Raw genomic sequence first — 11,031 nt, forward strand, 5'->3', positions numbered from 1 at the left:
AAGCCTCATGGCAACTTCAGGTAATGGTTTGACTACAAATAGCTATTGGCGGGGTGGAGCTTGGGAACGCGGAGCCGCACCGTCGTGCCCGCGTCCGGGGCGCTCTCCACGACCAGACCGTAGTTCTCGCCGTAGATCTGGCGGAAGCGCACGTCGACACCCGCCAGCCCGATCCCGCCCTCCTCTCCCGGCGGCGCGGAGCCGTCGAGGAGCCCCCTGGCCCGCTCGGGGGACATGCCCAGGCCGTCGTCCTGCACGCTGATGTGAGCCTCGGCTCCGGCGTCACTGACCACCACCCGCACCTCTCCACGACGCCCCGCGGCGGCCACGCCGTGCTTGACCGCGTTCTCCACCAGCGGCTGCAGGCAGAGGAACGGGACGGAGACCGACAGCACCTCCGGCGCGACCCTGAGGGTGAACCGGAGCCGGTCGCCGAACCTGGCACGTTCCAGGAGCAGGTAGCGGTCCACGCAGTGCAGTTCCTCGGCGAGGGTGGTGAAGTCGCGTGCCCGGCGCAGCGCGTACCGGTTGAAGTCGGCGAACTCCACCAGCAGCTCCCGCGCCCGCTCGGGGTCGGTGCGGACGAACGAGGCGATGGTGGTCAGCGCGTTGTAGACGAAGTGCGGAGACATCTGGGCGCGCAGCGCCCGCATCTCCGCCTCCATCGTCCGCCGCCGCGAGGAGTCGACCTCTGCCAGCTCCAGCTGCCCCGAGACCCATCTGGCGACCTCGGTGACGGTCCGCACCAGTGCCACGCTCACCACGGCGTCATACGCGGCGAGCGTCCCGACCACCCGCCCGTCGACGGTGAGCGGCACGACGACCCCGCCCCCGGTGGCACAGCCCGGTGTGTCGCAGGCCGGTTCGTCCCCGGTCACCACGTGCGGGCGCGCCGAGGCCAGTACGGTCCTGGCGTGCTCGGACGCGTGGTCGCGGTGGCAGCCCGCCGCGCCGTCCCAGGCGAGCAGGCCACCGCTGTCGGCGACCGCGACGGCACTGGTGCCCAGCAGGGTGCGCAGGTGGCGGACCGCCTTACGGGCGGACTCGTGGGTGAGCCCGGACCGCAGCGAGGGAGCCGCCATCGCCGCGATGTGCAGTGTCAGGAAGGTGGCCTCGTCCGTCGGACCACCCTGCCGGTCCGGGGGCCGCCGGCGCGGGCGGGGAAGGACGAGTCCGAGAAGGGCGCTGAAGGCGCAGAGCAGCACCCAGCCCGTGGTCGACATGCGGAAAACCGTAGTCAACCCACCCCGGAGATCGGGGGCGAACGCCGATCACGGACCGATCAGGGCGGACCTTCGCCCGCTTCCTCCTGATAGGAGTAGCGCTGCTCGCGCCAGGGGTCGGCGATGTTGTGATAGCCGCGCTCCTCCCAGAAGCCGCGCCTGTCCTCCAGCAGGTACTCCACGGCGCGCACCCACTTGACGCTCTTCCACGCGTACAGGTGCGGGACGATCATCCGCACCGGGAACCCGCGTTCCAGGGCGATGGGCTTCTCGTCCAGCTCCAGCGCGAGCATCGTCTGCGAGCGGTCGAAGTCGCCTATCCGCACGTTGGCGCTGTAGCCGTACTCACCCCAGATCATCACGTGCTTCACACCGGGCGCGGGCGGGGCGACCTCCATCAGCGTCGCCGCGGACACCCCGCCCCACTCGTTACCCATGATCGAGAACTTGGTGACGCAGTGGAAGTCGGCCACCACCGTGGTACGCGGCAGCGCGGAGAACTCGGGCCAGGTGAAACGGTGCTGCTCACCCGAGGCCGTCGCCCCCATGACGTGCAGCTGCCAGGTCTCCGGGCGGAACCGGGGCACCCGGCCGTAGTGGATCACCGGTCGGCCCCGGGGGACGTACTGGCCCGGAGGCAGGCGAGGCTCCTCCCGCGAAGGTTCGGACTGCTCCACCATCACTCCCTCCGCCGTTTCCCCTATGGCACGTGGTAATCCTGCCATCGCGGACTTCCCGGCGCTCCGGCGGCTACCGAATAACGTTCTCTCGCCCGGCGGGACAGGGGCGCTCTGACCGTGCGCTATCATTTCGCACTATGCGTACAGCGTTCTGGTTTTTTTATGGCGACGGACCCGTGAGTCGGACCGTTCGCCACCAGATGCTGCGCTGACAGCCTGGCGAACAGAAGGCCCCGGGTCCGGTTTCGGACTCGGGGCCTTCTGCTTTTCCCGGCCTTCATCGAACACACCACAGACCTCGGAGCCGGTCGGACCGGCCGGAGCCGTCGAAGAGGGAGAGACATGGTCATCGTCATGGGACCCGGCGCCACGGGGCAGGACGTCGAGGCGATCGTGGAGGTCATCGGCACGGCGGGCGGCGAGGCGTTCGTCAGCCGGGGCGTGAGCCGTACGATCATCGGCCTGGTCGGCGATGTCGCCCAGTTCACCACCCTCGACCTGCGAGGCATGACCGGGGTGGCCGACGTGATGCGGGTGAGCGCGCCGTACAAGCTGGTGAGCCGCGACAACCACCCCGAGCGGTCCACGATCCGCGTCGGCGGTGTGCCGATCGGTCCCGGCACGGTCACCCTGATCGCCGGCCCGTGCGCGGTGGAGACCCCCGAACAGACCCTTCAGGCCGCCCGGATGGCCGCTGCCGCCGGGGCCACCCTGCTGCGCGGCGGCGCCTACAAGCCCCGTACCTCCCCGTACGCCTTCCAGGGGCTCGGCGAGGCCGGCCTGCGCATCCTCGCCGACGTGCGCGAGCAGACCGGGCTTCCGGTCGTCACCGAGGTCGTCGACGCGGCCGACGTGGAACTGGTGGCCTCCTACGCCGACATGCTCCAGGTCGGCACCCGCAACGCGCAGAACTTCGCGCTGCTCCAGGCCGTCGGCGCCGCCGGCAAGCCGGTGATGCTCAAGCGCGGGATGAGCGCCACCATCGAGGAGTGGCTGATGGCCGCCGAGTACATCGCCCAGCGCGGCAACCTCGACATCGTGCTGTGCGAGCGCGGCATCCGCACCTTCGAGACCGCCACCCGCAACACCCTGGACGTCTCCGCGGTGCCGCTCGCCCAGCGGCTGTCGCACCTGCCGGTCATCGTCGACCCGTCCCACTCCGGTGGCCATCGCGACCTGGTCCTGCCGCTCACCCGCGCCGCCATCGCGGCCGGCGCCGACGGCGTGATCATCGATGTCCACCCGCGCCCCGACCAGGCCCTCTGCGACGGCCCCCAGGCACTGGTCGACGGCGACCTGGGCGAGCTGGCCCGGGTGATGGAGCGGTTCCCGCCGCTGCTGGGCAAGGTCGCGGCCGTCGACGCCCTGGCCCCCGCCTGACCCATCCGCTCGCCACGGCCCCGGTCCCGGGTACGCCCCCGGGGCCGGGTGATCCGATCTCAGGCGTCGAGCCGGTACTCCTGCAGGGATCCGGCGAGCTGGACGGCGAGCTCCTCGGCGTCCAGACGACGCTCGATCTTCTTCAGGTCGGCGACCTTCGCGGCGGTCTCGGCGCGGCGGGGGGCCAGCAGCGAGCAGCAGTCCTCGTCCGGCAGTTCGGAGATCGCCAGGGTTCCGATGCGGCGGGCCTCGGCCATGATCTCGGTCTTGTCGAGGCCGATGAGCGGACGCAGGATCGGCATGTCGACCGCGTCGTCCTGGGCGGTGATGTTCTGCAGGGTCTGCGAGGAGACCTGGCCCAGGGAGTCGCCGGTGACCAGGGCACCGGCGCGCAGGCGGCGGGCGACCTCCTCGCCGGTCTTCAGCATCAGACGGCGCTGGGTGATCACCGCCAGGCGGTCCTGACCGGAGGCCTTGATGGACTGCTGGGCCTTGCCGAAGGGGACGACCCACAGCCGGGACCCGCCCTGGAACCTGTCGAGTGCCCTGACCAGCGCGTACGCCTTGTAGATGGACTCGGAGGTGGTAAACGGGATGCCGGAGAAGTGCAGGAAGTCGACGCGCAGGCCACGGCGCATCATCCGGTAGGCGGCCACCGGGGAGTCGATGCCACCGGACATCAGGACCAGGCCCCGGCCGCTGGTGCCGACCGGCAGCCCGCCCTGGCCCGGCAGCCCGCCGGTGAAGACGAACGCCTCGTCGCGGTCGACCTCGATGGAGACCACCAGTTCGGGACGCTTCAGGTCGACCGGCAGTCCGTAGATGTCGTTGAGCTCGCCGCCGACCGAGCGGTCCAGCTGCATCGAGGTGAGCGGGAAGCGCTTGTCGCGGCGGCGGGAGCGGACCGCGAAGGAGACGCCGCGCCTGACGTCGTCGCGGTCGGCCAGCAGCTCGATGGCGGCCTTGGTGATCGCCGAGGGATCCTTGGCCACCCGCCAGGCACGGTGGATCCAGACCAGCCCGGGGACGTACGAGACACGCTCGGCGACCGTGTCCGCGACCTCGACCTCGGTGCCGTCCGGTAGGAAGAGCGCGATGACGCCGTGTCGCTGCCGGACGTCGACCTTGACGCCGACATCCTTCAGCGCGGCCTTGATGTTGGCCTGCAACCTCCGCTCGAAGAGCTCACGGTTGTTGCCCTTGAGGACGACCTCGCCCAGTTTGAGCAGAACGCAGGGCTCGCCCAAGGCGGACATGGTCATGGTGCAACCTCCGGTGGAGCTTCGAGGGGATATGCGGGGCTTCGCGGTAGGGCTTCGTCAAGTCTCTCGCGCGTTCGCGCAAAGACAACCTCTCGACCTTGTTACTTTAGTCGGGACTACGACTCGTCGAGGCCCTGCTCGATGGCGTAGCGGGCCAGTTCTACCCGATTGTGGAGCTGGAGCTTGTTCAGCGTGTTCTGGACGTGGTTCTGCACGGTCCGGTGGGAGAGCACGAGACGCTCGGCGATCTGCCTGTAGGACAACCCCTTGGCGACCAGGCGGAGCACCTCGGTCTCCCGCTCGGTCAGGCGGGGCGTCGCCTCGGGCGCGGGTCTGGCCGCCAGCCTCCGATACTCCCCCAGCACGAGCCCGGCCAGCCCGGGGGTGAAAACCGCGTCGCCCCCCGCGGTGCGCCGGACCGCGTCGAGGAACTCCTCCTTGCTCGCGGATTTCAGGAGATACCCGGAGGCTCCCGCCTTGATGGCCTCCAGCACGTCCTCCTGCTCGCCGCTGGCCGACAGCACCAGCACCCTGGGCGGCGGCTCCGAGGTGGCCAGCCTCCTGGCCACCTCGACCCCCGGCAGGTCGGGCAGTCGCAGGTCCAGCACCACCAGCTCGGGCCGGACCGCCGCGGCCACCCGGACCGCCTGCCGCCCCTCCCCGACCGCGGCCACCACCTCGTATCCGGCCTCGGCCAGGTCCCTGGCCACCCCGTCCCTCCACATCGGGTGGTCGTCCACCACCATCACGCGCATTGGCCTACCTTAGGCCCGTTCCTCCGGAGGTGCCCGTCCTGCTGCACAGCGCCCGGACAGCCCGACCCGCCCACCGTGGCGGCCGCGAGAGGCGGTCTAGCCGGTCGGCACCGACATCTCGATCTCGGTGCCCCGGCCGGGAGCGGAGATCACACTGACCGTGCCGCCAAGGTCCGCGACACGGCCCCGGATGGACTGCGCGACGCCGAGCCGCCCGTCGGCGGCGGCCTCCTCCAGGCGTCCGGGTGCCATACCCGGTCCCTCGTCCCTGACGGTCACGGTGACCAGCCCGTCATCACTCTCGGCGAAGACCCACGCGGGCGCCCGCGCCCCGCAGTGGCGGGCGACGTTGTCCAGGGCGGCCCCGACCGCGGCGGCCATCTCCGCCGCGGTGGCCGCGGGCAGGATCAACGGGGTCGCCGGGGCCGAGACGGTGACCGTGGCCGAGCCGTACCTGTGCAACAGGGCGCACAGGTCCGCGGTGCCCGCGGCGGGTGCCTCGGGCCTGAGCCTGACCAACTCGCGCAGGGCGGCCTCCTGCTCGCCCGCGAGCCTGCCCAGTTCGGCCGCCTCGCCGCCGATCTCCTGCCCGCGCCGCTGAACCAGCGCGAGCACCTGGAGCACCGAGTCGTGGATTCCCCGGGCGAGCCGCTCCCGCTCCCGCCCCGCGACCTCCAGTTCGATCGCCTGCTCCATGCGCTCCTCGGCCTTCTTGGCCAGCCGGGCGACGTGCCCGACGACGGTCCCGGCGAGGAAGAGCAGGACGGTGCCGTTGATCGGCAGCATCTCGAAGCCGCCTCCGGGGACACCGTGCAGCCACAGGTCGGCCAGCGAGACGATCAACGCGGCCACGGCCCCCAGCCGCCGCCCGCCGTACACGCCCCAGGCGAGCACCGCGCCGCCCATCCAGGTGCCGGTGATCGGCAGGCTGCCCTCCTGGTAGGCGCCCTGCACCGCCGGGGTGGCGAGCAGGCAGCCCACGGTCACGAGCATGTCGGCGGCGAGCAGCGGCCGGCCGCGGAGTTCCTCGACGGAGTAGGCGAAGATCGTCCCCGCGGTCCACAGCGCCATGACGCCGATCACCAGCCAGCCGATCGCCGGGTGGGCGTACCCCCCGGCACGGATGAGCAGAACCGCCGCGTACCCAAGGGATGCGACGCGGAACACCGCGACCGCCCGCCAGAACGGCCCCTCGATTCCCGTCACACGCCAGCCCTACCTCTCAACAAGAAAGCGGCGTGCTGCAATAATCCACCGATTTCTCTCTCACGAAAAACTGGAACATGTCCCACGTAGATCACTTTTCTTACGGCCTGCTCACCCCCGTGCTGGCCTATGTCATGTCGAGCGTCGGATGCATGCTCGGCCTCCTGCTCACCGCCAGAGCCCGCGAGGCGGCGGGGGCGGCACGGGTCCGCTGGCTGGCGGGCGGGGCACTGTCCATCGGCGGCACCGGCATCTGGGTCATGCACTTCGTCGCCATGATGGGCTTCTCCGTCGGCGGCGGCCAGATCCGCTACGACGTGCCGCTGACGATCGGCTCGGCGGCCCTGGCCGTCGTCGTCGTGGGCGCGGGCCTGTTCCTGGTCTCCTACCAGGGCGAGCGGTTCGTGCCGCTGGTCTCCGGCGGCGTGCTCACCGGTCTCGGCGTGGCGGGCATGCACTACATCGGCATGTTCGCGATGAGAATGCCGGCCCACCTCTCCTACGATCCGGTGCTGGTCGGGATCTCGGTCGCGATCGCGATCGCCGCGTCCATCGTGGCGCTCTGGTTCAGCCTGCGGATCAGCGGCGTGCCGGCCACCGGCGGCGCCGCGATGATCATGGCCCTGGCGGTCTGCGGCATGCACTACACCGGCATGTTCGCACTCGAGGTGCACCCCCGGCTCTCACCCGCGCCGCTCGGAGGGGCCAAGGGCATCGACTTCATGCTGCCCACGCTGACCGTGCTGGGCCTGCTCACCCTCGGCCTGCTGCTCACCGTCATCCTGTCGCCGTCGCAGCCGGAGCTGGACCACGACGCCACCCTGCTGGCCAGGCTGGAGAACCGCCGCGCCGAGGCCCGGCTGCACGAGCCGGTCACCCCGCCCGCCGCTCAGGCGCCGAAGGGCCCGTCTTTGTTCGACTCCCAAGAGCGATGATGTACGGCCTGCGCCCGCTGGGCCGCTTGTTCAGGGCGCAAGCCGTACATGGAGGGGAATCGCAGGCGGCCGGCCGCCCAGTCAGGAGGCTAGGATCGGGCGCTTGCAGAACGCTTGCAAACGGCTACTCTCCGCGAGGGACCGCGGTGACGTCTCAGCCGAAGAAGACCTCGGCCTCCTCGTAGCGGCTGGCCGGCACGGTCTTCAGCTCCTTGGTGGCCTCGTCGAGACCCACCCGCACGATCTCGGTGCCCTGGAGGGCGACCATCTTGCCGAAGTCGCCGTCCTGCACCGCGTCGATGGCCTGCAGGCCGAACCTGGTGGCCAGCACCCGGTCGAAGGCCGTGGGGGTGCCGCCGCGCTGGATATGGCCGAGCACCGTGGTGCGGGCCTCCTTGCCGGTGCGCTTCTCGATCTCGCTGGCGAGATTCTCGCCGATGCCGCCGAGCCTCACGTGGCCGAAGGCGTCGAGTTCGCCCGCCTGCAGCGTCATCTGGCCCTCGACCGGGTGCGCGCCCTCCGCGACCACGATTATCGGCGCGTACTTCGTCTTGAAGCGGGACTCGACGTAGGCGCAGACCTGGTCGATGTCGAAGGGCTTCTCCGGGATGAGGATGACGTTGGCACCGCCCGCCATGCCGGCGTGCAGGGCGATCCAGCCCGCGTGGCGGCCCATGACCTCGCAGATCAGCGCGCGGTGGTGGGACTCGGCGGTGGTGTGCAGGCGGTCGATCGCCTCGACGGCGATGTTGACCGCCGTGTCGAAGCCGAAGGTGTAGTCGGTGGCGTTGAGGTCGTTGTCGATCGTCTTGGGCACGCCGACGACCTTCACCCCCTTGTCGAAGAGCTGCTTGGCCACACCGAGGGTGTCCTCGCCGCCGATCGCGATCAGCGCGTCTACCCCGCCCTTCGCGAGGTTCTCCTTGATCTTCTCAACGCCGCCGTCGATCTTGATCGGGTTGGTCCGCGACGAGCCCAGGATCGTCCCGCCGCGCGGCAGGATGCCGCGTACGGCCTCGATGTCCAACGGCATGGTGTCGCCCTCGAGGGGACCCCGCCAGCCGTCACGGAACCCGACGAACTCATGCCCGTGGACGCCCACTCCCTTACGCACGACAGCGCGGATAACGGCGTTCAGGCCGGGGCAGTCGCCGCCCCCGGTGAGCACTCCGATACGCATGACATCCTCCGGTTATGAGTCCGAGCCAAGATGATCAGACTAAAGGGCATGGGCCGATCGGCGACGGATTTCCGCCACCGACGAAACGCATTCTGCCGTCAGATGCGCCAGTGGTCTAGACCAAATAGAACTAGTCCTCATATGTCGCCTCCCCCGATCGACGGAGAAGCGACACATGAGCGTCTCCACCGGACCCGAGGTCCGGTGCCGAACAGGTCGCGCACGTCACCTGCGGGAATCCCCGGCCACCTCATGGGTCATACCCACCCGGAACCACCGACCCCCTTCTCACCGGCGGCTCAGGGCAGCGGCAGCACGCAGGACGGGGTGCCGACGGCGAAGACCTCCCCCGCGGGCCGCGGGACGCCGTCCTTCAGCGGGAGCACGGCGACGGTGTCCGAATGCTGGTTGGCCACGTACATGCGGCCGTCGGCGATGGCGAAGTGCCTCGGCCAGGCGCCGCCGCAGGCGACCTCCGCGACCGGCTCCAACTCGGGGCCGGCGAAGACCGAGATCGTGTCGGGACCCCGGTTGGCGACGTAGACGAGCCTGCCGCGGACCTCCAGGTGTGAGGGCTGGTTCCGCCCCCCGCTCCCGCTGGCCGGGGCGACGTGGATCTCGCGCCATTCGGCGTCGTAGGCGCGCACGGTGCCGTCCAGCTCTCCCGCCACGTACCAGTGGCCGCCCGCCATGGCCATGTGCCGGGGGCCCATGCCGGGGGCGAGCCTGACCGGTCCTTCCGGGTGCGGGACCACCTCGTCGCCGACCAGGTAGCGACGGATCTCGTCGGCCCCCAGGTCGCTCACGTACAGCACGTCGTCGGGGCCGAAGACCGCCTGGTGGGCGTGGGCACCCTCGCGGTAAGGGAAGATCCACGTGTCGGTCAGCAGGCCGGATCCGTCGATGCCGTGCACGCTGAGGGTGCCGTCGCCGTAGTTGGCCACCGCCAGGCGCGTGCCGGTGGGGTCCACCGCCAGGTGGCAGGGGGCCGACCCCTCGCTGGGCCGCTGCGCGAGCGGGCTCAGCGTGCCGTCGCCGGCGCGGGCGAAGACGCCGACCGTGCCGCGCTCGCCCTCCCCCACCGCGTACAGGACCGGGAGGACGGGGTGAACGGCGAGGAACGACGGCCCGGAGGCGGGCGTCTCGCCGAGCCGGGCGAGGCTTCCCAGCTCCACCAGGGTGATCCCCGGCCCGGACCCTTCGGTGTCCGGGGTGTACCCACCGATGTACGCGACCTCAGCCATCATGCTCCCGCCATGGGCACGGCACGCGCCGCCCCAGCTCATCGTCCGTTCCAAGACAAAATGCGAAGTTAGCGCAGTTAGCCGGCGATCTCACAGTTACCCACCCGCAAAGATCTCTCACCATTTCGTTGACCTGGTCAATGAATTCGTTGATGCTGTCAACCATGGAGAGACACGTGGCGGAGGTCCGGGCCTTCAACCGCTTCTACACCCGGCTCATCGGCGTGCTCCACCAGGGCATCCTGGACACTCCCTACTCGCTCACCGAGATGAGGGTGCTGTTCGAGCTGGACCGGGCGGACCGCATGGAGACCGGCGACCTGCGGCGGCTGCTCGGGCTCGACGCCGGATACCTCAGCCGGATGCTCGCCGGATTCGAGGGCGACGGACTGGTCGTCCGGGAGCGGTCCGCCACCGACGCGCGGCGGCAGGTGGTCGAGCTGACCGACGAGGGCCGGACCAGGTTCGCGCTCTTCGACGGGCGCGCGGCCGAAGAGGTGCGCGAACTGCTGGCCGGGGTGACCGACGAGGACCGCGGGCGGCTGGTCGCGAGCATGGCGACCATCGAGGAGATCCTCGGCGCGGAGCCGAGGACAGGCTCTCCTTACGTCCTGCGCCCGCTGCGTCCGGGCGACCTCGGCTGGGTGATCCACCGGCACGGCACGCTCTACAGCTCCGAGCAGGGCTGGGGCATGGACTTCGAGGCGCTGGTGGCCAGGGTCGCGGCCGACTACGTGGACCACCACGACCCGGCGCGCGAGGCGGGCTGGATCGCCGAGGTGGACGGCGAGCGGGCCGGCTGCGTCTTCTGCGTGCGCAAGGACGACGAGACGGCCCAGTTGCGGTTGCTGCTGGTCGAGCCGTCCGCGCGGGGCATGGGCATCGGCAGCCTGCTCGTGGCGGAGTGTGTGCGTTTCGCCAGGGCCGCGGGCTACCGGCGGATGAGGCTGTGGACCAGGGACGTGCTGCTGGGCGCCAGGCGCATCTACCGGACGGCGGGCTTCGAGCTCGTCGAGAAGGAGCAGCACGGCGACATCGTCGACGAGATCTGGGTCCGCGACCTCTGATCTCGCCCCGGCCGCCGATGATCTTCACAGGACACCACGCGGCGGTCGGCCACCATCCCTGACCAGGCCGGCCATCGTCAACGACGTCACGCGGCGAAG

Annotated in this window: 10 protein-coding genes; 3 read left to right on the forward strand and 7 right to left on the reverse strand. The window is 70.4% G+C overall.

Features of this window, described 5'->3' with window-relative positions; all coding sequences use genetic code 11:
* Nucleotides 1–32: 32 nt before the first annotated feature.
* Both ABZ260_RS15965 and ABZ260_RS15970 read right to left on the reverse strand, forming a co-directional pair.
* On the reverse strand, nt 33–1,223 hold the full coding sequence (locus ABZ260_RS15965) for a histidine kinase (protein WP_355617462.1): 1,191 nt from the start codon (nt 1,221–1,223) through the stop codon (nt 33–35).
* Nucleotides 1,224–1,282: 59 nt separating this feature from the next.
* Complete coding sequence (locus ABZ260_RS15970; protein WP_355617465.1) at nt 1,283–1,903, reverse strand: molybdopterin-dependent oxidoreductase; 621 nt, start codon at nt 1,901–1,903, stop codon at nt 1,283–1,285.
* Nucleotides 1,904–2,245: 342 nt separating this feature from the next.
* Between ABZ260_RS15970 and aroF the strand changes: the two genes are divergently transcribed.
* Nucleotides 2,246–3,283, forward strand: coding sequence for a 3-deoxy-7-phosphoheptulonate synthase (aroF, locus tag ABZ260_RS15975; RefSeq protein WP_355617468.1), 1,038 nt, complete (start codon nt 2,246–2,248; stop codon nt 3,281–3,283).
* A 59-nt stretch (nt 3,284–3,342) separates the two neighbouring features.
* Here the strand turns inward: aroF and thiI are convergent, their stop codons facing one another.
* The 3 genes from thiI to ABZ260_RS15990 all read right to left on the reverse strand — a co-directional run bounded on the left by thiI (nt 3,343) and on the right by ABZ260_RS15990 (nt 6,506).
* Entirely contained in the window at nt 3,343–4,545 is a 1,203-nt protein-coding gene (gene thiI, locus ABZ260_RS15980) for a tRNA uracil 4-sulfurtransferase ThiI (protein WP_350924371.1), read from the reverse strand.
* Nucleotides 4,546–4,661: 116 nt separating this feature from the next.
* Nucleotides 4,662–5,291 carry a response regulator transcription factor gene (locus tag ABZ260_RS15985; protein ID WP_355617489.1) on the reverse strand — a complete coding sequence of 210 codons (630 nt, stop codon included), beginning with the start codon at nt 5,289–5,291 and terminating at the stop codon, nt 4,662–4,664.
* Nucleotides 5,292–5,396: 105 nt separating this feature from the next.
* Nucleotides 5,397–6,506 carry a DUF5931 domain-containing protein gene (locus ABZ260_RS15990; RefSeq protein ID WP_355617471.1) on the reverse strand — a complete coding sequence of 370 codons (1,110 nt, stop codon included), beginning with the start codon at nt 6,504–6,506 and terminating at the stop codon, nt 5,397–5,399.
* 77 nt (nt 6,507–6,583) lie between these two features.
* Here ABZ260_RS15990 and ABZ260_RS15995 point away from each other — a divergent pair, with 77 nt between their 5' ends.
* Nucleotides 6,584–7,441, forward strand: coding sequence for an MHYT domain-containing protein (locus ABZ260_RS15995; protein WP_355617474.1), 858 nt, complete (start codon nt 6,584–6,586; stop codon nt 7,439–7,441).
* A 154-nt stretch (nt 7,442–7,595) separates the two neighbouring features.
* On the opposite strand, the gene ABZ260_RS16000 is transcribed toward ABZ260_RS15995, so the two are convergent.
* Complete coding sequence (locus ABZ260_RS16000; protein ID WP_355617477.1) at nt 7,596–8,621, reverse strand: 6-phosphofructokinase; 1,026 nt, start codon at nt 8,619–8,621, stop codon at nt 7,596–7,598.
* Nucleotides 8,622–8,920: 299 nt separating this feature from the next.
* A complete protein-coding gene (locus ABZ260_RS16005) occupies nt 8,921–9,868 on the reverse strand; it encodes a beta-propeller fold lactonase family protein (protein WP_355617480.1) in 948 nt (315 codons plus the stop codon).
* Nucleotides 9,869–10,029: 161 nt separating this feature from the next.
* Between ABZ260_RS16005 and ABZ260_RS16010 the strand changes: the two genes are divergently transcribed.
* Complete coding sequence (locus ABZ260_RS16010; RefSeq protein ID WP_355617483.1) at nt 10,030–10,932, forward strand: helix-turn-helix domain-containing GNAT family N-acetyltransferase; 903 nt, start codon at nt 10,030–10,032, stop codon at nt 10,930–10,932.
* Nucleotides 10,933–11,031: the final 99 nt, after the last annotated feature.

Source organism: Streptosporangium sp. NPDC006013 (assembly GCF_040614275.1).
In the GTDB taxonomy this organism is placed as follows: Bacteria; Actinomycetota; Actinomycetes; order Streptosporangiales; family Streptosporangiaceae; genus Streptosporangium.

Bases quoted from the DNA above. Each gene is read 5' to 3' on its own strand.
- ABZ260_RS15995 (WP_355617474.1), top strand. From the start codon at position 6,584: ATGTCCCACGTAGATCACTTTTCTTACGGCCTGCTCACCCCCGTGCTG.
- ABZ260_RS16010 (WP_355617483.1), top strand. From the start codon at position 10,030: ATGGAGAGACACGTGGCGGAGGTCCGGGCCTTCAACCGCTTCTACACC.
- ABZ260_RS16005 (WP_355617480.1), bottom strand. From the start codon at position 9,868: ATGATGGCTGAGGTCGCGTACATCGGTGGGTACACCCCGGACACCGAA.
- ABZ260_RS15965 (WP_355617462.1), bottom strand. From the start codon at position 1,223: ATGTCGACCACGGGCTGGGTGCTGCTCTGCGCCTTCAGCGCCCTTCTC.
- aroF (WP_355617468.1), top strand. From the start codon at position 2,246: ATGGTCATCGTCATGGGACCCGGCGCCACGGGGCAGGACGTCGAGGCG.
- ABZ260_RS15985 (WP_355617489.1), bottom strand. From the start codon at position 5,291: ATGGTGGTGGACGACCACCCGATGTGGAGGGACGGGGTGGCCAGGGAC.
- ABZ260_RS16000 (WP_355617477.1), bottom strand. From the start codon at position 8,621: ATGCGTATCGGAGTGCTCACCGGGGGCGGCGACTGCCCCGGCCTGAAC.
- thiI (WP_350924371.1), bottom strand. From the start codon at position 4,545: ATGACCATGTCCGCCTTGGGCGAGCCCTGCGTTCTGCTCAAACTGGGC.
- ABZ260_RS15970 (WP_355617465.1), bottom strand. From the start codon at position 1,903: ATGGTGGAGCAGTCCGAACCTTCGCGGGAGGAGCCTCGCCTGCCTCCG.